Below are 21,871 nucleotides of genomic sequence, written 5' to 3' on the forward strand. Positions count from 1 at the left end.
CAAAAGCAATGGCTGCGCCAATCTTACTTAAGCTGCCGATCTCTTCAGTTGAGGCATTCGCAGTAATGCGATGACCAGTTAGAAATACTAGTTTTTGACGGATTGTTGACATGCATTCATCCAATAGTTGTAAGGATGAATGCAGTATTGAGTCTTAAAGGCTCATAGAATGAGCCTCATAAATTTATGGCAAATATTGGCCCATTTAATCAATTAGTACTGTATGTATGTACAGTATCATAAACCAGTTACTTTCTCAAGTCACTATTCTAAGAATTTCTGTCGCACCCTTAATTCGAAGCCCTCAACCGCCTGAATCAAGAAGTGCTTCATATCAACATAACAAATCCAAACCCATTAGCTTGAAACTCTCAGTTCGCTCTACTTCAAATTAAACCTTTGAATCCACCGCCCTGTGCGCTTAATGGACATATTTCGTGGGTCAGTTGAGTTCACCTGATGAATGGCCCACGCACGCCATTTTTTGTAGCCAGGAATCTCTTTGCTCGCAGCTTCAACCTTCTTATCTAGGGCATCAATTAATTCCTGAATTTTTTCAGCCCTTCTAATGTCCTTTAAGGCTTGACTCATTAATCTCAAACGATTTTCAATTATTCGATCAGTCTCCTGCTGACGGCGAAGTGTAGCTTTAGCCTTTCTTTCTGCAATATTCGCAATCGCTTCCTTTTTCTTATCAACTTGACGTTGATATAACCATTCGATATTACTTCTCTTACGCTCCTCAATATCCATCAATAGCTCAATAGCGAGGTCTCTTAAGATTTCCGGAGTGATATCTACATATTCTCGATAGTCTTTGTTCTCCGACATTCGATTTTGGTCGCTTGTCCAACTAAAGCCATAAGCCTTTCCGGGGGAGCTCTTCCTGCGATAAAAGTGATTGCCATCATCAAAGCAAACGAATCTGAAGTAGTGGTAGCTACCATCCATGTCGACGCTCATAGATTGCGTTCTAGGTCCGTGCACTTTTACCCTGAACCCCAACTTCTCGAAGTAAGTAAAGAAACTATTAAGTGCTGACAACAGTCTTAGTCCCGCAGGATGTTGATACCTAGGCTTATAAAAGCAGTATTTTTCTTTTGCGATATCAGCGTCGTAGCCCAGCAATCTCTCAGTAATTGGATGGGGCCTGCTAATGCTTTTGGGAATAGGGATTAAGGGAACGAGAGCCTCAATCTTCAACCTCACCTCATCAATCGTCTCATCGAATTTTGGAGGAGGTGGCAACTCCATTTGAGCCAACTCCTCATCCGTTTTCTCTGGTTCGTCGAAATAACCATACCGACTGCGAGAACCCCCGCCGATATGGACAAATTGAGATTGGAATGGATACAGCGTTGGCAACTCAGTCTTAATGACTTTCTTGCCATTTGCCAACTTTGCCCAATATCCGAGGCCAGGCGTGGGCACTTTTGCTGCTTTACAGATCTTTCTTAAGCCAACATCAGACAATTCAAATTCTGCCGCAAGCTGCGTCATTGGCTTTGACCATACTAGGTCATACATTTCCTGTCTGGTTAGCGTTCTGGGTGTCATATTCGCCTTTCAATCTGAAATCAAAATAAAGAATTGATATTCAAATTGTAGGAATATGATGTCGTTACAACAACCCTAAAGCTAGATCAATCTTCGTTAAAGCGCTCACGCGTCCAAAGTGCCCTGCCCTTGACCTTACCGGTGCAGATCTTTGTTTTTTGATGTGACTGCTCTGATTGGACCGCCTCTGCAAATGCTTTTTCTTGGGCCTCTTCCTCGGCCTTCATTTTTGCTAGTTCTGAGGCTGGCATTACCTCCTTACTCTCAATCATTTGCTTGAGAGTCTTCATGCCCATAATTTTCCCTACAAATTCAAGATCGTCCATAGCGATATCTTATCTAGAGACTAGGTTGTATTGATAGAAATTTAAAAGCAAGCAATGCTTTACTGGTGGGTAGGCTGGTGGGTAGAGAGCCATCAAATTAATAGAGCCATATAGATAAAGGCTTCCAGGTCAATACTGGCGGAGAGGGAGGGATTCGAACCCTCGGTAGGTTTGACCCTACGCCTGATTTCGAGTCAGGTACATTCGACCACTCTGCCACCTCTCCGGTGTATCTAGGCTAAAACTGAAACATTGATTCTGCCTACTGCTTTTTGATTTATTGGTCGCAAACGCCTGTCATTAGCAGTGCGCCAGAAAAGAATCCAAAAGGCTTCTTACCGTCTTTTGCAAATCCTTCAATACTCAGATAATCCACAAAGGCACCGTTCTTACCTGCAGACTTTTGCGTCCAAATAACTTTGTAAGCATTACCGCTACTTCCAGATGCGATGACTTTGGGCTTTCCCAAAGAATCCATCACATCACCAACCACTTCCCCTGTTTTCTTGACCACTGCAAATTCTTGGCCAATTCTGGGGCTATCTTTAACGATATCTAGCTCTCCATTGCTTTTGATATAAGCGTCACTCAAAACCTCGCATCGATAGGTTTTTTCAGTCGCTAAAACCCCTGGAGCAATCAATGCCGCACAAATAAGGGTTAGAAATAATGAGAGCTTATTCATTTGCTCAAACTTTAAATGGGCTTGAGCACTTCTAAGCCACCCAAGTAGGGTTGCAGCGCTTTCGGAATCGCAATGCTACCGTCTACTTGTTGCTTGTTCTCTAGCAGGGCTACCAATGCTCTGCCCACTGCTAAGCCTGAGCCATTTAAGGTGTGTACTAATTCTGGTTTGCCTTGGCCAGCTTTAAATCTAGCTTGCATGCGTCGCGCTTGGAAATCACCCATGCTAGAGCATGAGCTAATTTCTCTATAAGCATTTTGTGAAGGCACCCAAACCTCTAGGTCATACGTCTTAGTGCTACCAAAGCCCATGTCGCCGGTGCAGAGCAACACTTTTCTATAAGGCAGCTCTAGAAGCTCTAGGATTCTTTCTGCATGTCCTGTGAGATCTTCTAAGGCCTGCATAGAATCTTCTGGCTTAGTAATTTGCACCAATTCTACTTTGTCAAACTGATGCTGACGAATCATGCCGCGCACATCACGACCATAGCTACCAGCCTCTGAGCGGAAGCATGGTGTGTGAGCTACAAACTTCATTGGTAAGTTATCAGCATTCACGATTTCATCGCGGACTAAATTAGTCACCGGCACTTCTGCTGTTGGTATTAGGTAGAAGTTTTCTGTTTTGGCTTCGCCACCCTCATCCTCACCACCCATTTGGCGAGGAACTTTGAATAGATCCTCTTCAAACTTTGGCAGCTGGCCTGTGCCACGCATGGATGCAGCGTTCACCATGTAGGGTGCGTAGACTTCCTGGTACTCATGCTTTGTGGCATGCGTATCGATCATGAACTGCGCTAAGGCACGGTGCAATCTGGCGATTGGTCCTTTGAGTACTACAAAGCGTGAACCGCTAATCTTAGCTGCCACCTCAAAGTCCAGACCTAATGGACCACCGAGATCAACGTGGTCTTTAATCTCAAAATCAAAAATGGGCTGCTCACCCCAACGCTTTACTTCTTTGTTTTCAGTTTCGTCATTACCGATAGGTACGGATTCATCCGGAAGATTTGGGATGCCCATCAAGAAATCTGAAATTTCTGCCTGAAGTACTGCTAAGCGGGCAGAACCAGATTCCATGTCGGTGTTTACTTGTGCAACTTCAGCCATCTCAACTGAGGCATCCTCACCCTTACCTTTTTTCATACCAATCGCTTTAGATAATTGGTTGCGCTTGGCTTGTAATTCTTCAGTACGGGTTTGTAAAGATTTGCGCTCTGATTCCAGGGCGTTGAATTTCTCAACATCTAACTGGAACTTACGAGTAGCTAAACGCGCAGCAACTGCGGCGATATCTTTACGGAGTAATTGCGGATCAATCATATGTTGCTCTGGTTTGGTTTGTTCTGTTTTAGTGCTTAGTGAATATTGTGGCTCTAGTTTAAGCGCAAGACTTCCGCCCCTGCAGGCGGAGTAAAGGTAAAGCGATTGGCAGGCAAATTGACATTGAGCTGGAGCTTATCCAGGGTAACCAGGACCACACTTCCTAGCCCATCAGTTAACTCAAGAGCCTTTGGCAAGCCATTAGCCATGCCAATAGAGATCTTTGTATAAGGCAGATCATTTTTGCTCTTTACATTAGGATCTTTTTTGGGGGTCAGTGAAACCCACTTCATTCCCAAGCGCTCTTCACCTTCAACTAGATCAAAGTGCTGGTCTAGTGAAGTTTCGCCAAACAGAATGGCTGCTGGCGTTGATGCTAAAGCCTGCCCTGCCGGACGAAAGGTTGCCTGATTTAAATCTTTATCCCACAAGATTAATTGCTTGCCATCAGCAATCAACTTTTGCTCGTAAGGCTTTTGCGTTTCCCAAATAAATCGACCTGGACGCTGAAATACAAAATGGCCTTGCGTTTGGCGCAGAACTTTCAAGCCTTTATCTTGCGGCTCATTCGCTTTAGGCGCACGCAACTGCTGTTGCACAAAATCCCCTTCGGCAGTTTTAGAGTTACGTACAAATTGACGTAATTGCTCAGCACCACTCTCAGATTGTGAGAGCGCTGCACCTGCAAACAGAATGCTTGCAATCGCAAGAATTGCTGAAATTAGAAATCTTGGCATGGATTCTTACTCTGAAGGGCGATGCAAAATCTCGCGATTGCCACCGTTACCCATCTTGGATACGAGGCCTGCTTTTTCCATATCCTCAAGAAGGCGCGCAGCACGGTTGTAACCGATACGCAAATGACGCTGCACTAACGAGATGGATGGGCGCTTGTTTTCGAGAACGATAGCAACGGCTTGATCATAGAGTGGGTCGGCTTCACCACCACCCTCACCGGTCAATGCATCGACATTGGATTCATCAGCACCTTCGAGTACGCCATCAATATAGTTGGCTTCGCCCTTCTCTTTGAGCCACTCAACTACGCGATGTACTTCATCATCGGATACAAAGGCGCCGTGTACACGTACTGGCAAGCCGGTACCTGGTGCCATGTAGAGCATGTCACCCATACCGAGCAACGCTTCCGCGCCCTGCTGATCCAGAATCGTACGGCTATCGATCTTCGAGCTCACCTGGAATGAAATACGGGTTGGTACGTTGGCTTTAATCAAACCAGTAATCACATCAACGCTTGGACGTTGTGTTGCTAGAACCAAATGAATACCAGCAGCACGTGCCTTTTGTGCAATACGCGCAATCAGTTCTTCAATCTTCTTACCGGAGACCATCATCAAGTCAGCCAACTCGTCGATCACGATAACAATGACTGGCGCTTTGTAAATTGGCTCCGGATCATCCGGTGTCAAGCTAAATGGATTGGTGAGCTTCTCACCTTTTTCTTCTGCTTCTAAAATCTTTTTATTAAAGCCAGCTAAGTTACGCACACCAAACTTACTCATGAGTTTGTAGCGGCGCTCCATCTCATTAACCGCCCAATTCAGCGCGTTATAAGCCTGTTTCATATCCGTCACTACTGGACACAACAAATGTGGAATCTTGTCGTAGATTGCCATCTCCAGCATCTTCGGATCAATCATGATCAAACGCACTTCATCAGGCTTAGCCTTAAAGAGCAATGACAAGATCATGGCATTGATACCAACTGACTTACCAGCACCTGTGGTACCCGCAACCAAGCAGTGTGGCATCTTCGCTAAGTCAGCCACCATTGGGCTACCGGAAATGTCTTTACCTAAAGCCAGCGTCAGTAATGAGTGATTGTCGTTGTAGACCTGTGAAGTCAGAATCTCTGACAAGTAAACAGATTGACGCGTAGGGTTCGGCAATTCCAAAGCCATGCAGGTCTTACCAGGAATGGTTTCCACTACACGCATACTGACTACGCCTAATGAGCGGGCTAAGTCACGTGAAAGGTTCACAATCTGACTACCCTTCACGCCAACTGCTGGATCAATCTCGTAGCGCGTTACAACCGGACCAGGGTACGCAGCGATGACGGTTACTTGAACATTAAATTCGGCCAACTTGCGCTCGATCAAACGGGAAGTAAATTCCAATACTTCAGCAGAGATAGTTTCTTTTGCTTCTGGCACTGGATCAAGCAATGCGAGTGGTGGTAACTCAGAGTCGGGGATATCCACAAATAATGGTTGTTGTTTCTCACGCTCAACTCGAGCACTCTTTGGAATCTCAACAGGTGCACGCACAATTTGCACTGGCGCAGCAACTTCAACACGGCCACGGAATTCTTCTACAAACTCTTCGCGCTCTTCTGCGGCAGCTTCGCCTAACTTTCGATCCTCTTCGCTATCGCGACGCTCACGGATACGATGGAAAGACACCTCTAAGAAACGACCTACTTTTTCAGCGACATCCAACCAGGAAAAATGTAAAAACAATGAAAGGCCGGCACACAAGCCAAATAGCAAAACCAAGGTTGAACCGGTAAAGCCAAGGGACATTTGTAATGGGTCGCCAATCAGCTCTCCCAAAATGCCCCCAGGCGGTCTAGGAAGCTCCCAGGACAGCGAATGCATCCGAATAGACTCAAGACCCATGCTGCACGCTAATGTCAGGCCAAAGCCCAGCCAGCGCATTAATAAGGAGTCTGGCTTGGCTTCTGGATCCAGCGGCAGGGGAATGCTCCAAAGCTCACGCCAGCCATTGAGTACGCGGCGTCCAAACAGGGCTACCCACCAAAAGGCGGAAATACCAAAGACATACAGCATTAAATCGGCTAAATAAGCCCCAAAACGGCCGCCAAGGTTCTTGGGGGCCTCAAAACTGGCATGGGACCAGGCTGGATCTGCCTTTGAATAGGTCAGCAAAATGGCAAATAAGCCCAGGCAAAGGCCTAGAGAGATGAACCAGCGGGCCTCTAATAAGAGGCGGGGCATCCTGCCCTGCCCGCCGTTCTCTGGGGGCTCGGGGCTCAATGGAGCCTTGGACTTCGGATATGTGGTTCTTGCCATGTTCTACCGATTGTAATCAAGCAAATCTATAATTTGAATATGACTACAAATACCCCAAAACACTCCAAAGTTCTAATCCTCGGATCAGGCCCTGCTGGCTATACAGCCGCTGTCTATGCTGCCCGAGCCAATTTGAACCCTACCCTCATTACTGGGCTGGCTCAAGGCGGTCAGTTAATGACCACGACCGACGTGGAAAACTGGCCTGCTGATGCTGATGGCGTTCAAGGTCCTGAGCTCATGGATCGCTTTTTGAAGCATGCGGAACGCTTCAATACTGAAATCATTTTTGATCACATTCATACAGCAGCCCTAAAAGAGAAACCCATTCGTTTGGTTGGCGATTCTGGAACTTACACCTGTGATGCCTTAATTATTTGTACTGGCGCTTCTGCTCAATACATCGGCTTACCAAGTGAAGAGGCTTTCATGGGTCGCGGCGTTTCTGGTTGCGCAACTTGTGATGGCTTCTTCTACCGCAATCAAGATGTGTGCGTAGTGGGTGGTGGTAACACTGCTGTTGAAGAGGCACTCTACCTCACAGGCATTGCAAAAAAAGTAACTGTCATTCATCGTCGTGACAAATTCCGTGCTGAGCCAATCTTGAATGATCGCTTAATGGCAAAAGTGGCTGAAGGTAAAGTAGAGTTGAAATTGAACGCCACTCTTGATGAAGTGCTTGGCGATGAAAAAGGCGTTACTGGTGTACGCATCAAGAAACAAGATGGCAGCACTGAAGACATCGCTGTAACTGGTGCCTTTATCGCCATTGGTCACAAGCCAAACACTGAACTCTTTGTTGGTCAGCTCGACATGAACAATGGTTACCTTAAGACCCACTCAGGGCTTGAAGGTAATGCTACTGCTACCAACATCCCTGGCGTGTTTGCGGCTGGCGACGTACAAGATCACATCTACCGCCAGGCAATTACGAGTGCTGGCACAGGCTGTATGGCTGCATTAGATGCGCAGCGCTACTTGGAAACATTGGAATAAGTTTTCAGAGTTGCAATAATAAAAACGCCTAGCGATGCTAGGCTTTTTTATTTGAGATTTCTTATACGCTCAAGGCGAGTAAAGCCACCTCAGGCGCACGATCCAATATTTTTAGCAGCGCCTTTGCTGCGCCTGTTGGACTTCTTTTCCCTTGCTCCCAATTTCGGATAGTTTCCAAGGAGACTTCTATGCGATTTGAGAACTCTTGTTGAGACAAGCCAATCCGTTCACGAACTCGCTTTGCATACTTTGCAGCATCTTGCATAGCTTCGTCATCGTCTTGCTGTTGGTGCAACTTTATGAGGCGCTCAGAGGTTGCATCCAATAGCTTCTTATTTACAACTCCCTTGGGGAAACTTTTTGGGTTATTTGGATCAACGCTAACTCGTACTATTTTTTTCATATCGCTTGACCTCCCTGTTGTTAGCTTTCCTTGCTGAAATAATTCTGATGGCCCTAACTCTTCTAGTGAACACAACTACGAAGACCCTTTTATCAATTGCTCCTATTGCGCGATACCGCTCTTCCCCGTAATCCCACCTTTGGTCATGCTCAATAAGTATCGTAGGATCTTTAAAAATTGATATCACATATGCGAAATCAAAATTTCGAGAGATCTGGCATGAGTTACTTTTAGCCAAATCCCATTCAAAATCCATTAACACTATGGTAGGCCAATGGCCTACCATAGTCAAGTGCTTTCAAAATAAAAAACGCCTAGCATTGCTAGGCGTTTTTGTTTATTGCGTTTGTATTACTTAACGTGAGATCACTGGCAATAATGGCACGATGAGTAATGCCACAATGTTAATGATCTTAATCAGCGGATTAACAGCAGGACCCGCAGTATCTTTATAAGGGTCACCTACGGTGTCGCCAGTTACTGCAGCTTTATGCGCTTCAGAACCTTTGCCGCCGAAGTTACCTTCTTCGATGTATTTCTTCGCATTGTCCCAAGCGCCACCACCGGTACACATCGAGATCGCCACAAACAGGCCGGTCACGATCGTACCCATGAGTAAGCCTCCCAATGCAGCAGGTCCTAGTAAGAGACCCACTACGATTGGGGCAACCACTGGCAAGAGTGAAGGAATGATCATCTCTTTAATCGCTGCTGAAGTCAGCATATCTACCGCTTTACCGTACTCAGGCTTAGCGGTGCCCTCCATGATTCCGGGGATGTCGCGGAACTGACGACGCACTTCCTCAACCACTGCTCCTGCGCAACGACCAACCGCCTCCATTGCCATCGCACCGAACAAGTAAGGAATCATGCCGCCAATAAAGAGACCAATGATCACCATGTGGTTTGACAGATCAAATGACACTTGTTGACCAATGCCCTCTAAAGCATGGGTGTAGTCAGCAAACAGCACGAGCGATGCCAAGCCGGCAGATCCAATCGCATAACCTTTGGTAACTGCTTTAGTAGTGTTACCAACAGCATCCAATGGATCGGTAATGTCACGTACAGATTGTGGCAAACCTGCCATCTCTGCGATACCACCAGCGTTATCGGTAATTGGACCATAGGCATCAAGCGCAACCACAATCCCTGCCATCGACAGCATCGCAGTTGCTGCAATCGCAATGCCGTACAAACCAGCCAACCAATACGCTGCAAAAATCGCTGCGCATACAAATAGCACTGGATAAGCAGTCGACTTCATCGAAATACCCAAACCAGCAATGATGTTAGTACCGTGACCTTTGGTGGATGCTTCAGCAATATGTTGAACTGGCTTGAACTGTGTGCCGGTGTAGTACTCCGTAATCCATACCAAACCTGCTGTCAGTAACAAGCCCACTACGGTTGAACCAAACAAACGCCATTGGCTGCCTGGGATACCCAACGCATCGTCCGGCATGATGAAGTTGGTTACAAAGTAGAAAGCAATCAGCGATAGACCGCCAGCAATGACCAAGCCTTTATACAAAGCAGGCATCACGTTTCTCATGCCAGGCGTTGCTTTGACAAATGAGCAGCCAATGATGGAGGCGATGATTGAAACACCACCGAGTACTAATGGATAAATAATCGCAGCCACTGGTGCACCAGTCACCATGAGTGAACCTAACACCATGGTTGCAATCAAAGTCACTGCATACGTTTCAAATAAGTCCGCGGCCATACCTGCGCAGTCACCAACGTTATCGCCAACGTTATCAGCAATCACCGCAGGATTGCGCGGATCATCCTCCGGAATACCTGCTTCGACTTTACCCACCAAGTCCGCACCAACGTCCGCACCTTTAGTAAAGATGCCACCACCCAAACGAGCGAAGATCGAAATCAGTGAAGAGCCGAATGCCAAGCCAATCAGTGGATGCAATACAGAAGAGAGGTCCTGCCCTGCGCCAATCGATACGAGGAACATGAAGAACAAGCCAACACCCAAAAGACCGAGACCCACTACCAACATGCCGGTAATCGCGCCACCTTTAAATGCCACATTAAGGGCTTCGTTCATTCCTTTGGTAGCTGCTTCTGCAGTACGAACGTTTGCGCGTACTGAAACGTTCATACCAATGAATCCACAGGCGCCAGAAAGAACTGCGCCAATAACGAAGCCAATGGCAGTCGCAAAATCGAGGAAGAGTGCCATCAAAATAGTCAGGATTACCCCAACAACGGCGATCGTTTTATATTGGCGCGACAAATAAGCCGCCGCACCCTGCTGAATTGCCTCCGCAATTTCTTGCATCTTGGCATTGCCCGTACTTTGCTTCAAGATCCAGCCGCGCATCACAAAACCGTAAATTACGGCTAGGACACCGCACGCCAAGGCAAAATACAAGCCTAAAGTGACATTACTCATGCTTGAACTCCCTAAAATTAATCGTTTGTTAATCTTTATTGTTTTGCATATCCTGCACTTAGGTAGACCGGGATCACGAAAGCTTTAAACTATGGTCTTTAAGCAGTTCCAGTATGTAACAGAATCACCCCTGCGCCCCCTCTATAGGATCAGGGTATTTACTAATCATTATTCGGAGTATTTATGAGTCTCGACAAAGTCAAGCCAGGTAAAAAGATCCCTGAAAGCTTCAACGTCATTATTGAAATCCCAATGAATGCGGATCCAATCAAATATGAGGTAGATAAAGAGAGTGGCGCAATTTTCGTTGACCGTTTTATGGGTACTGCAATGCACTATCCATGTAACTATGGCTACATCAATAAAACGATTGCTGGTGATGGCGACCCTGTTGACGTTCTCGTGATTACTCCATTTCCATTGATCCCAGGTGTGGTTGTTAGCTGCCGCGCAATTGGTGTTTTGCAAATGGAAGATGAAGGCGGTCAAGACGCTAAGTTGTTAGCCGTCCCTGAAGACAAAATTTTACCTATCTACACTCACTGGCAAAAACCAGAAGACATCAACCCATTACGCTTGAACCAAATTCAACACTTCTTCGAGCACTACAAAGATCTCGAGCCAGGTAAGTGGGTAAAAGTTAAAGGTTGGGGTGGCATTGCGGAAGCTCATCAAGAAATTCTTGAGGGCATCGATCGCTACAACAAAGAGAACAAGTAATTTTTTAAATTATTAAAAGGCTTTGTGAATCGGAGTGAGCTCACAGAAAATTGCTTTAGCCCAAATCAACCCATTACTGGGTGATTTGGCTGGCAACGCGCAACTGATTCACAAGGCCGCTCTAGACGCCCATTCTCAAGGTGCCAAACTCGTAGTAACCCCCGAGCTATCGCTCACCGGCTATCCCCCAGAAGATCTATTACTCCGCCCTGCTTTTATTGAAGCAGCGCAGGAGCAGCTTGAACTCTTGATGAAAGAGCTCGCTCAGTACTCTGGTCTGACCGTTATCGTGGGACACCCCAAAAAGACATCGACTGGCTTGCAAAACTATGCGTCCGTTTTACAAAACGGCAACGTCATTGCAGGCTATGCAAAACAAGAATTACCCAACCATGAAGTATTTGATGAGGTGCGTTACTTCGTACCCGGCAATCAAACTTGTGTATTTGAATGCGACGGCATTCGTTACGGATTGATTCTGTGTGAGGATGCCTGGCATGCTGGCCCCGCTAAACAAGCGCATGCCGCTGGCGCACAAGTACTACTGGTACCCAATGCATCTCCATATCATTTGAAAAAAGAAGCGCTACGTATTGATGTATTGCGTGGCCATATTGCCCAAACTAAAATGCCGCTGGTCTATGTCAATGCTGTTGGCGGTCAAGATGAATTGGTTTTCGATGGTGGTTCATTTGCTTTGAATAGCAAAGGTGAAGTTGTGATGGCAATGCCCCAGTTTGAAACCGGCTTGGGTATGGTTACGACCTCTATATCCGGTGAACTGGAAAAGGGTTTGATTACCCCACCCCAGTCTGTTGAGGCGCAGGCCTACCAAGCACTGGTCTTGGGCGTACGTGACTATGTCACCAAAAATCGCTTTCCTGGCGTGATTATTGGCCTATCTGGCGGCGTAGATTCTGCTTTGGTACTGGCAATTGCCGTAGACGCCCTAGGCGCCGATAAAGTACGTACCGTGATGATGGCTTCACGCTATACAGCGGATATCTCTTGGATCGATGCGCGGGAGATGGCACAGAACCTAGGCGTGCAATACGATGAGATTCCGATTAGCGGACCAGTTGATGCTTTAGAGGCATCCTTAGCCGAGCAATTTAAAGGTTTAAATGTTGACGCTACTGAAGAGAACATTCAGGCACGTGTGCGCGGCACACTGCTCATGGCTCTGTCGAATAAAACTGGTCGACTCGTTTTAACCACTGGTAACAAAAGTGAAATGGCAGTTGGCTACTGCACTCTCTACGGAGATATGGCCGGTGGCTTTGCAGTCATTAAAGATATTGCCAAGACTTTGGTGTATCGCTTGTGCGCCTATCGCAATAGTATTAAGCCAATCATTCCGGAGCGTATTTTGACCCGCGCCCCTTCAGCAGAGTTGCGTCCTGACCAAAAAGATCAAGATAGCCTGCCTTCCTATGAAGTATTGGACGGCATTGTTGAACGATACATGGAACAAAACCAATCCATCGCCCAAATTATTGCTGCAGGCTTTGAGGCGGAAAGTGTTGAAAAAGTCACGCGCCTCATTAAACTTAATGAATATAAGCGCCGCCAAGCACCCCCAGGGGTCCGTGTGACGACCCGTGCTTTTGGCCGGGATTGGCGCTACCCAATCACATCACAGTTTAGAGCCTAGACAGCCTGAAAATAGCCATTTTTGGCAAGCTATTCAAGTTCTAGGTATGATTAACGCATTAGGGGGAATAAATGAAATTAATTACATCCATCATTAAGCCATTCAAACTCGATGAAGTACGCGAATCCTTGGCTGAAGTAGGCGTTACAGGCCTGACCGTGACTGAAGTTAAAGGTTTTGGCCGTCAAAAAGGTCATACCGAACTCTATCGTGGCGCTGAATATGTAGTCGACTTTTTGCCTAAGGTAAAAGTAGAGGCTGTAGTTGCTGATGACCGCGTTGAAGCCGCTATCGAAGCTATTACCAAAGCTGCACGCACTGGCAAGATTGGTGACGGAAAGATTTTCGTTACTGCAGTTGAACAAGTGATTCGTATTCGTACCGGTGAAACCGATAACGCAGCAGTTTAACGATCGATTAAATGCATTACCCAAACCAGCGGCTTAATTAGCCGCTGTTTTTATTTGGATTAACGTAATTGAGAGTCTGTAGAGGTAGAGGGAGCTACAGACTGAACAATTTCAGCTGGCTCCAAAACAATTGTCTTGCTGCTCGTATTGCCAGTGCGCACCTTTGCGCCTTGGAAATACAAATCTACCTGATTTAATCCACCAGTTAACACCTTGAACGGTGGCTTGCCATATACACTCGCTCCAACGCCAGGCTCAAGCAATTTGTTTTGAGTCTTACCGGCAGCATCGACCACGCAAACAGTTTGCGCAGTTTTAGATTGCAAATACACCATGTCACCTGATTTTTTAGGCGCGTCTGGTTTGTAGATCAGGGCTGAAGCATCCGCAGGCGGACACTCAGTTGAGACCGCTGCTGTGACAGGCTGCGCAGCAGGCGCAGGGCCGACAGCAGGAGCATTAGCAGGCGGCTCAGCAGGCGCACTGACTGACGGGGTCTCTGGCGCAACTTCTTGAATGATGACTACTTCTTCTTTAACTGGCTCAGGAAAAAATAGCGGGCGTAAGTTCACCACGGAAAAAATCACTGCTGCAGCAATTGCTAATAGCAGGATGATTTTCTTTTTAGGAGCTGCTGGAGCTTTTGACTTCACACTGTAGTCAAGAATACTTTCAGATATTTTATTAGAGCTGCTTTTTTCAACTTTAGGCTCTGCAACTTTCGCTACTGGAGTAGCTTCTTTTTCTTCTGGTTTTTCTTTTACTTCTTTTACTTTTCCAGGCTTTGCTTTTTTCTCTGCTGCAGAGGCCGCTGTCTCCTCCTGCAATTTTTCTTCCACTTCAACTGCTTTTACAGGTTGCGTCATGCCAGAAAAATCAAATGCCTCTTCTGGAGTGAGCTTTAATAAACCAGCAACTTTTTTTGCCGCCGTGAATTTAACTTGAGCACCGTAGAAACTGCTGCTCTCACCATTCTCAATCTGCTCAATTTGACGAGTAGATAAGCAAGCCATGCCAGACAAATCTTTCGCACTTAAACCAAGACTTTCTCTAGCCTTAGTAAATGCTTCTTTACGAATCTCTGGAAGTTTGTCTGATTTATTCACTGCGCAGCGAGCATCTCAAGTGGAAGTAACAAGATTGATATTAATACCAAAATGGTACAAGGGTAATTAGCCACAAAGCTAATTATTTAAAGGATGATTCTCAAGGTTGGACTCAAGATACTTCTTCACTAAAACCTGAACTGAATCCGCATGCATTTTGTCCATCACTCGGGCTTTATGAACCTTAATCGTGGCATCGGTTGTTCCCAGTTTTACTGCAATATCCTTGTTTAAAAGGCCTTTAACGAGCCATCCGCATACTTCACGCTCTCTCGGGGTTAGGCTTTCGTAATCCTTCTTGGCCTCCACATCCAAAGAAACGCGCTTGAGTTGGCGACTATCAAAGTCAATTGCATCTGCAACCGCTTTAAGGAGCTCTTCTAAGTTAAATGGCTTGAATAAGAAATCAACCGCACCCTTCTTCAGGCCCTGAACAATTTGATGGGGGTGACTTTGTCCGCTCACAAAGATGATGGGCGTCTTACGACCGAATTTGAGGAGCCTCTCCTGTAAGTCTAGGCCCGTCATATCCGGCATCTGCATATCCAAGAGAATGACTGCTGGGGATACCGGCACAGACTTCTCTAAGAACGAGGTTGCAGAGGCATAGTCTTCGACTAGATAGCCCAGTTCCCGCAGCATTCTTGAGAGAGAAATGCGCATGGATTCATCATCGTCAATTAGGTAGATATGGCCGACTTTAGTCATTGAATTCAAAGGAAAAAGTAATAGATGAGCTAATGTACTGCAGTGCTTTTCAGGAAGCTATTAGCTATCTAGCTAATATTTAGACCTAAATCAATGATTTCATTGGTATATTTGTATTGCATTGCAACATTTTGGGTCGATAGAGTTTAGCGCTCAATCTGGAGCACCCTCAAACCCATCTCACGGCACAATAGAGCCTTTCGACACCAACCTTTTCTGGAGTAATAAGCATGAAACGCCTAAATGAACGCTCGCGCATGGTCACCGAAGGGGTCGCTCGCGCACCTAATCGTTCGATGTATTACGCAATGGGTTACGAAGAAAAGGATTTCGTAAAGCCAATGGTTGGCGTTGCGAATGGTCACTCCACTATTACTCCTTGTAATAGTGGCTTGCAAAAATTAGCTGATGCTGCAGTTGAGGCTCTTGAGGCGGCGGGTGCAAAAGCACAAGTATTTGGTACGCCGACAGTTTCTGATGGTATCGGCATGGGCACTGAGGGTATGAAATATTCTCTCGTCTCACGCGAAGTCATTGCTGACAGTATTGAAGTTTGCGTCAATGGTCTTTGGCAAGACGGTGTAGTTGTAATTGGTGGTTGCGATAAAAATATGCCGGGCGGCATGATGGCTTTAGCCCGTACAAACGTTCCTGGCATTTATGTTTATGGCGGCACAATTAAGCCAGGCCATTACAAAGGCAAAGAACTCAATATTGTTTCTGCATTTGAAGCGGTTGGTGAATTTACTTCTGGCCGACTCAGCGAAGAAGATTTAAAAGGCGTTGAGCAGCACGCTTGTCCAGGTAGCGGCTCCTGCGGCGGCATGTATACAGCAAACACCATGAGCTCCTCATTTGAAGCTTTGGGTATGAGCCTTCCCTACTCCTCCACAATGGCTAACGTTGATGCTGAGAAGGTTGCAAGCGCAGCTGAGTCTGCACGTGTCTTGGTTGAAGCGGTTAAAAATAACCTGCGTCCACGCGACATCATTACTAAGAAGTCTATTGAGAACGCAGTGAGCGTCATCATGGCTGTTGGTGGCTCCACCAATGCGGTATTGCATTTCTTGGCTATTACTAGCGCAGCAGAAATCGACTGGACCATTGATGACTTCGAACGTATTCGTAAGCGTGTTCCAGTAATCGTGGATATGAAGCCATCTGGCACTTACTTGGCAACCGATTTACATCAGGCCGGCGGTATTCCACAAGTGATGAAGATTTTGCTCGACGGCGGATTGCTCCACGGTGATTGCATGACCATCACTGGTAAGACAATTGCTGAAGTACTGAAAGATGTGCCATCAGTGCCACGCGCTGATCAGAAAGTGATTCGTACTTTAGATAATCCTTTGTACAAGCAAGGTCACTTGGCCATCCTCAAAGGCAACATCTCTCCAGAGGGTTGTGTTGCCAAGATTACTGGCTTGAAGAACCCATCCATTACTGGCCCAGCCCGCGTCTTTGATTCTGAAGATGATGCGATGGCAGCTATCATGGCGCAGAAGATTAAAGATGGTGACGTTGTAGTGATTCGCTATGAAGGCCCTAAGGGTGGTCCTGGTATGCGTGAGATGCTCGCCCCAACCTCTGCCCTCGTTGGCCAAGGTCTAGGTGAGTCCGTAGGCCTCATTACCGATGGTCGCTTCTCTGGCGGCACATGGGGTATGGTAGTTGGTCACGTTGCCCCTGAAGCGTATGTCGGCGGCACAATCGCCCTGATTAATGAAGGTGACTCAGTCACGATCGATGCTCATAAGTTACTCATTCAACTCAACGTTGATGAAGCAGAAATTGCGAAGCGTCGCGCAGCTTGGGTTCAACCTAAGCCTCGCTATACACGCGGCCTGCTCGCTAAATATGCAAGCCTTGCAAGTAGCGCCAGCAAAGGTGCGGTAACGGATTTGGATTTAAAAATCTAAGTTGTTCGGCCAAAGAAAAAGCCCCTAAGTAAAACTAGGGGCTTTTTTATTACTTCAGCATTACTACTGAATACGAATCTTAGTGTTTCATTGCTCCGCCATGACCGGCGCCTGTGTTGCCCATGGCATTCACAGGCATTTTTACTTCAACTTCACCCGCTTTTGCGAATTTGAGTTTGACTGGAACAGTTTCACCAGCAGTCAATGGCGCCTTAATGTTCATAAACATCAGGTGCAAACCACCCGGCTTTAATTCCACAGCGCCACCTGCTGGCACGGCGATATCTTTTACTTGACGCATCTTCATCACATTGCCATCCATCGCCATTTCGTGCAACTGCACTTCACCAGCAACTGGCGAGCTTGCGGATACCAATTGATCGGCAACGCCCTTGTTTTCAATCTTCATAAAACCACCAGCCACTTGCTGTCCAGGAACAGTAGCACGGGTATAGGCGTTTTCGATCTTGATGTCATTAGTGGTGACACTCTTGGTGACGCCCTGCGCCCATGCACCTTCCAAAGAAGCTATGCCTAAAAAAACGCATAACGCTAGTAACTGTTTTGTCTTCATTTAAATTCTCCTCTTAATAAATAGGTAAAAAACTAATTTTTAGCGAATGATGATTTCGCCATTAACATCTTTTGTAGCTGTTGAAAATCAATCAATCCTGTCTTGCGGGTAACCTTGCCACTCTTATCAATCATGATTGTTGTAGGAGTCTCACCATGCCATTTAGGATCAATCTCATAACGCAAGCGCTCATCAAATGGGGCGGCCACATAAAAGTTATTAGCTTTTTCTAACCCTGCTTTGTTCAACATCTTTTTAATTGAATCAACAGATACATCATCCACCTGAATAAAAATTACCTTAGCAGTAGGATTGCTTTTTACGAAGCTCCCCCATTGCGGCATCTCCTTTACACAGGCCGGGCAAGTCACACCCCAAAAATGAACTGCTACGGGGGCACCATTAGCAGTCTTTACTAGAGAACTCCAATCCCCCGCTTGATATGGCTTCAGAGTATTGGTATCAGCCATCCCAATATTGACCATAAATAAACTCAGGAACAAAGCAATCCAATACTTTTTCATTTTTTATGCCCAACATTGATTAGCTGATAACCATCAGCACGCGTTAACCAAGACAGAAAGACTGCATCTCCATGAGACAGCAACAAGGGGTGATCGCTATACCCTTCAGTACTTGCTAATACTCTCGGTGAATTCCAAGAATTTCCATCATCAGATGACTCTTTTAAATATATAGATGACTTCTTGCCATCGAACTCTTTCCATACCAGCCATACATGCTTTCCCATCGCAAATAGATAGGGTCTTGCAACATTAGACCCCTCCGCGCCAATACGACTTGGCTTGGAATAGCTTGCGCCTTGATTGATTGAGTTGGCATAAAACACTCCTGAGCGCTTACTGCCTTGGGTGTACCAAGCGACATGGAGTTTTCCAGACCCAGATACCGCTATCGATGGCCCATGATGTGGGCAGGCATCTGTTTTCCAATCATCATCCGCAACCCTACGAACGGGGCCTGCCCCCTTACCCGAAATCACCTGGGAGGCCTGATCCCTGATGCCGCCAGCAAAGATAGCTCGATAAACGATGACCGGCCGACCTTGCGGATCAAGCGCAGCACCAATTCGGCAGCACTCACAACTACTTTCGTTTGCAAAACGCTCTGCCTCAAATGATTTACCGCCATCCTGGGAAAATGAATAGGCAATAGAACCACCTAAGCGCTTTTCACCACCCTGCTTTGCTGCAGCCACAAGGCGCTTATCGATCCACGAGATAAAAATATTGCCGTTAGGATTCATCAGAACCGATGGAAAGCGTTGACTAGAGCTATCTTTTACTAAGGATACTGGCGTTATAAATGTATTGCCGCCATCCGTAGATCGAGTGGTATTGATTTGCGCATTCCAGTTAGCGTCCTTAAAAAACGAGTAAGCTAAAAAGATATTGCCATTTGCATCGGAAGCAATTTGCGGACGAGCATCACTGCCTACATCAAGCGACTTTCCATGCTCAGCAATTTTGACTGCAGGTGAAAAGGTTTTGCCTAAATCCATTGATTGAGCTACAGAAACCACGCCATTAGCCGTCCATGCCAATAATAATCTTCCATCCTGAGCAAAGAATGGGGTAGCAGCATTTGCGCACTGCAATCCATCGCCCTGACAAACATCATTAGACTTAGTCTTCATGGCGCCTGCCATCCCTGAAGAATGGTCCATCTGCGCTTGCACTTGCCCAATAGCACCCAATGCACCTAAAAGAAGTGCGAAAAGCAATGCTGAGGGTTTAAACAAGAGATTTATTTTCATCATCATTAAAAGATAATACGCCCGCCGACTGAGATGGCTTGTGGCATACCTTGAGTATAGGAAGTTGAGCTACCTCCCGTACCAAAGGTAATGTACTGACGATTAAACAAGTTCACTGCGGAGGCATAAATCGTTGCATTTTTTGTGAGCTCATAGTTTGCGCGTAAACCCACAACCGCATAAGAAGCCACCGGCAAAGTATTGGAAGTATTTAACCAAGAGCTTCCTACATAACGTACTGTGGCTGTTAGGCTAGCTTGAGGTACCGGGTAATAAGTTAAGCCACCGCCTAGAATGTTTTGCGGAACACCGCCAACCTGCTTATTAATCGGATCACTTGTAGCGCTCATTGTTAACTTAGTGCTGGTAAATGCATAGTTTGCGTCTGTAGCCCACTTCGAGTTGATATCATGATGAAACTGAAACTCGATACCCTGACTTAAGAGGTTTTGATTATTAGTGTAGTAACTGATATTTTTTGAGTTACAAATTCCAACATTTCCAGTTCCAGCCAAAGGGTTGCCTGTAGCACCACACAGACTTCTAGCCAAGGCTACGTCGCTTGAACTTTGACTTGAAAGGCTATAGGTTGCAACTGCATTCTGAATATAGTTATTAAATGCAGTTAATTGCGCAAAGCCACCCTTCCATCGATAGTCAGTGCCCACCTCATAGCCTGTCATCGTTTCAGGCGTTAGATTTGGGTTGGCAAAACTGTAACCACTTGATGAGCCATAAGAACGTAAGGTGTTATTCATGCCTGGCGCATGAAATGCTTGATAAGCGGCAGAACGTAAATCCCAATCCTTACTCATCTTATATAGCAATCCCAGGGTAGGACTTAATTGCGTCTTGCTCTGGTTGGGCACATTTTGATATGAAGGGTTTGCGCCATTAGATCCTGCGTTGTAGTTGGTAGGAGTCTGACTATTCCATTGATCCACACGAGCAGCCAATGTTGTTTCTAGCGGGAAAGATTCGGCCTTAGACTTTAATTGCCCCATCAAACCATAAAATGTTTGTTGTCCTTGCGCATAATTCACGGCAGCTGAAGTGCCGTTGTTATTTAAATTATTTGTTAAATTTGATCCAGCAATATTGCGCGCATCAACACCTAAGACATACTGATTGATTAAACCTGTAACTTCTTGGGTGTACTGGGCTGACGCCCCCACTGTGCTGTACGGGTCCTTATAGGTTGCATTGATATATGGTGTATTGGCAGGAATATTATTTGACCTGCTAGTAGTAGTGGAGCCATTCTGCTTATTAAAGCCCGTGTTTTCGTAAAAGAAATTGACGTCTACTTTTGACTTATCGTCTAGGCGCGTTGTTGTACCGCCCGCCAAATCTGTTTCTTGCGTAATATTGGTTGCAAATGCATATCCCGAAGATAGATCAGACATCGTGTGATAACCCGCGCGGAAGAAGCCATTGGTATCTTGCGTCGCTTTAAAGTAACCCTGCATTCTGACGTTAGAGTTATGTGAAGATGCTGGCCCTTGGCCATTCTTAATGTTAGCTGGTGAGGCCGGTGAGATTGTTGCAATATTTTGATAGCCATCGGTATTGAAATAATCAGCTGAGAATCGCAGCTGAAGATTTTCAGAGGCGATCAAATCCTTTGAGGCAGCAACGTTACCAGCGCCAAACGCACCATAACTTGCAGAGACCTCCTGTTGGCTATTAACCGGGGTTTTGGTCTTAATATTAATTACGCCGCCCATGCCGTAGTTACCCCACAAGCTGGAAACACCACCGCGAATAAACTCCACAGAGTCAATTGAGGACATGGGCACTAAATTCCACTGTACCGTTCCATAAAAGGCGTCGTTAGCTGGCAATCCATCTATCAACACCAAAGTACGCGCATTACCAAGGCCGCGCACGTTAATACTTTGACCCGTTGGATCCTTTTGGTAATACGGCTGGTCATTCAAAATAACGCCAGGTACATTTTTTAAAATTTGATCAATGGTTTGATCTGGGGCTACTTCTAGAGCCTCTTTAGTGAGAACCGTTGTATTGAGAGGAATCTCATCCAATGGGGTACCTGAGCGGGTGGCTGTTACGGTCACACTCTTTAACTTCTGGTCGTAGTCTGGCGGTGGCGCAATTTGCGCCTGTGCATTAATAAGTACCGATCCAAATAGCATGCCAATACATGCACTGACTTTCTTTTGCTGAAACAACATTTACTGCTCCACTTGATAATGCGGCAACGTATTAAATGAATCGT

Annotated in this window: 20 protein-coding genes and 1 tRNA gene; 5 read left to right on the forward strand and 16 right to left on the reverse strand. The window is 46.1% G+C overall.

Features of this window, described 5'->3' with window-relative positions:
• Window positions 1–381: 381 nt before the first annotated feature.
• The 7 genes from ICN19_RS04990 to ICN19_RS05020 form a co-directional block, all read right to left on the reverse strand.
• Entirely contained in the window at window positions 382–1,527 is a 1,146-nt protein-coding gene (locus tag ICN19_RS04990) for a hypothetical protein (RefSeq protein ID WP_216246052.1), read from the reverse strand.
• A 116-nt stretch (window positions 1,528–1,643) separates the two neighbouring features.
• Window positions 1,644–1,883 carry a hypothetical protein gene (locus ICN19_RS04995; protein WP_216246053.1) on the reverse strand — a complete coding sequence of 80 codons (240 nt, stop codon included), beginning with the start codon at window positions 1,881–1,883 and terminating at the stop codon, window positions 1,644–1,646.
• 136 nt (window positions 1,884–2,019) lie between these two features.
• A tRNA-Ser gene (locus ICN19_RS05000) sits at window positions 2,020–2,109 on the reverse strand.
• 51 nt (window positions 2,110–2,160) lie between these two features.
• Complete coding sequence (locus ICN19_RS05005; RefSeq protein ID WP_216246054.1) at window positions 2,161–2,568, reverse strand: hypothetical protein; 408 nt, start codon at window positions 2,566–2,568, stop codon at window positions 2,161–2,163.
• 11 nt (window positions 2,569–2,579) lie between these two features.
• Entirely contained in the window at window positions 2,580–3,890 is a 1,311-nt protein-coding gene (gene serS / locus ICN19_RS05010) for a serine--tRNA ligase (protein WP_216246055.1), read from the reverse strand.
• Between the two features lie 53 nt (window positions 3,891–3,943).
• Window positions 3,944–4,627, reverse strand: coding sequence for an outer membrane lipoprotein carrier protein LolA (locus tag ICN19_RS05015; protein ID WP_216246056.1), 684 nt, complete (start codon window positions 4,625–4,627; stop codon window positions 3,944–3,946).
• A gap of 6 nt (window positions 4,628–4,633) precedes the next feature.
• Window positions 4,634–6,946 carry a DNA translocase FtsK gene (locus ICN19_RS05020; protein WP_216246057.1) on the reverse strand — a complete coding sequence of 771 codons (2,313 nt, stop codon included), beginning with the start codon at window positions 6,944–6,946 and terminating at the stop codon, window positions 4,634–4,636.
• 39 nt (window positions 6,947–6,985) lie between these two features.
• Here ICN19_RS05020 and trxB point away from each other — a divergent pair, with 39 nt between their 5' ends.
• Window positions 6,986–7,942: a thioredoxin-disulfide reductase gene (gene trxB / locus ICN19_RS05025; RefSeq protein ID WP_068323588.1), complete on the forward strand. Its 957-nt coding sequence runs from the start codon at window positions 6,986–6,988 to the stop codon at window positions 7,940–7,942.
• A gap of 61 nt (window positions 7,943–8,003) precedes the next feature.
• Here the strand turns inward: trxB and ICN19_RS05030 are convergent, their stop codons facing one another.
• From ICN19_RS05030 to ICN19_RS05040, 3 genes are all read right to left on the reverse strand, one after another.
• Entirely contained in the window at window positions 8,004–8,345 is a 342-nt protein-coding gene (locus ICN19_RS05030; protein WP_216246058.1) for a DNA-binding transcriptional regulator, read from the reverse strand.
• Window positions 8,323–8,631, reverse strand: coding sequence for a BrnT family toxin (locus ICN19_RS05035; protein WP_370625176.1), 309 nt, complete (start codon window positions 8,629–8,631; stop codon window positions 8,323–8,325). Before ICN19_RS05035 ends, ICN19_RS05030 begins: the two co-directional genes overlap by 23 nt.
• Before the next feature lie 69 nt (window positions 8,632–8,700).
• The gene (locus tag ICN19_RS05040) at window positions 8,701–10,761 is read right to left on the reverse strand and encodes a sodium-translocating pyrophosphatase (RefSeq protein WP_216246060.1); all 2,061 of its coding nucleotides are present in this window, start codon (window positions 10,759–10,761) and stop codon (window positions 8,701–8,703) included.
• Between the two features lie 183 nt (window positions 10,762–10,944).
• Between ICN19_RS05040 and ppa the strand changes: the two genes are divergently transcribed.
• The 3 genes from ppa to glnK all read left to right on the forward strand — a co-directional run bounded on the left by ppa (window position 10,945) and on the right by glnK (window position 13,545).
• Entirely contained in the window at window positions 10,945–11,481 is a 537-nt protein-coding gene (gene ppa, locus ICN19_RS05045; protein WP_216193676.1) for an inorganic diphosphatase, read from the forward strand.
• 34 nt (window positions 11,482–11,515) lie between these two features.
• Window positions 11,516–13,135 carry an NAD+ synthase gene (locus ICN19_RS05050; RefSeq protein ID WP_216246061.1) on the forward strand — a complete coding sequence of 540 codons (1,620 nt, stop codon included), beginning with the start codon at window positions 11,516–11,518 and terminating at the stop codon, window positions 13,133–13,135.
• Between the two features lie 71 nt (window positions 13,136–13,206).
• Window positions 13,207–13,545, forward strand: coding sequence for a P-II family nitrogen regulator (glnK, locus tag ICN19_RS05055; RefSeq protein WP_068323619.1), 339 nt, complete (start codon window positions 13,207–13,209; stop codon window positions 13,543–13,545).
• A 59-nt stretch (window positions 13,546–13,604) separates the two neighbouring features.
• Here glnK and ICN19_RS05060 read toward each other — a convergent pair whose 3' ends face one another.
• A complete protein-coding gene (locus tag ICN19_RS05060) occupies window positions 13,605–14,651 on the reverse strand; it encodes a helix-turn-helix domain-containing protein (RefSeq protein WP_216246062.1) in 1,047 nt (348 codons plus the stop codon).
• Window positions 14,652–14,729: 78 nt separating this feature from the next.
• The gene (locus tag ICN19_RS05065) at window positions 14,730–15,359 is read right to left on the reverse strand and encodes a response regulator transcription factor (RefSeq protein ID WP_216246063.1); all 630 of its coding nucleotides are present in this window, start codon (window positions 15,357–15,359) and stop codon (window positions 14,730–14,732) included.
• A 230-nt stretch (window positions 15,360–15,589) separates the two neighbouring features.
• Here ICN19_RS05065 and ilvD point away from each other — a divergent pair, with 230 nt between their 5' ends.
• Window positions 15,590–17,281 carry a dihydroxy-acid dehydratase gene (gene ilvD, locus ICN19_RS05070; protein WP_216246064.1) on the forward strand — a complete coding sequence of 564 codons (1,692 nt, stop codon included), beginning with the start codon at window positions 15,590–15,592 and terminating at the stop codon, window positions 17,279–17,281.
• Window positions 17,282–17,360: 79 nt separating this feature from the next.
• Here ilvD and ICN19_RS05075 read toward each other — a convergent pair whose 3' ends face one another.
• The 4 genes from ICN19_RS05075 to ICN19_RS05090 are packed head-to-tail and all read right to left on the reverse strand — an operon-like array spanning window position 17,361 to window position 21,827.
• Window positions 17,361–17,855, reverse strand: a complete 495-nt coding sequence (locus ICN19_RS05075) for a copper chaperone PCu(A)C (protein ID WP_216246065.1) — start codon at window positions 17,853–17,855, stop codon at window positions 17,361–17,363.
• Window positions 17,856–17,887: 32 nt separating this feature from the next.
• A complete protein-coding gene (locus tag ICN19_RS05080; protein ID WP_216246066.1) occupies window positions 17,888–18,379 on the reverse strand; it encodes a TlpA disulfide reductase family protein in 492 nt (163 codons plus the stop codon).
• Window positions 18,376–19,638: a sialidase family protein gene (locus ICN19_RS05085; RefSeq protein ID WP_216246067.1), complete on the reverse strand. Its 1,263-nt coding sequence runs from the start codon at window positions 19,636–19,638 to the stop codon at window positions 18,376–18,378. The genes ICN19_RS05080 and ICN19_RS05085 overlap by 4 nt, the downstream gene beginning before the upstream one ends.
• On the reverse strand, window positions 19,638–21,827 hold the full coding sequence (locus ICN19_RS05090) for a TonB-dependent receptor (RefSeq protein WP_216246068.1): 2,190 nt from the start codon (window positions 21,825–21,827) through the stop codon (window positions 19,638–19,640). The genes ICN19_RS05085 and ICN19_RS05090 overlap by 1 nt, the downstream gene beginning before the upstream one ends.
• Window positions 21,828–21,871 lie beyond the last annotated feature (44 nt).

Origin of the sequence: Polynucleobacter sp. AP-Capit-er-40B-B4, from assembly GCF_018882245.1 — a bacterium.
GTDB lineage: Bacteria > Pseudomonadota > Gammaproteobacteria > Burkholderiales > Burkholderiaceae > Polynucleobacter.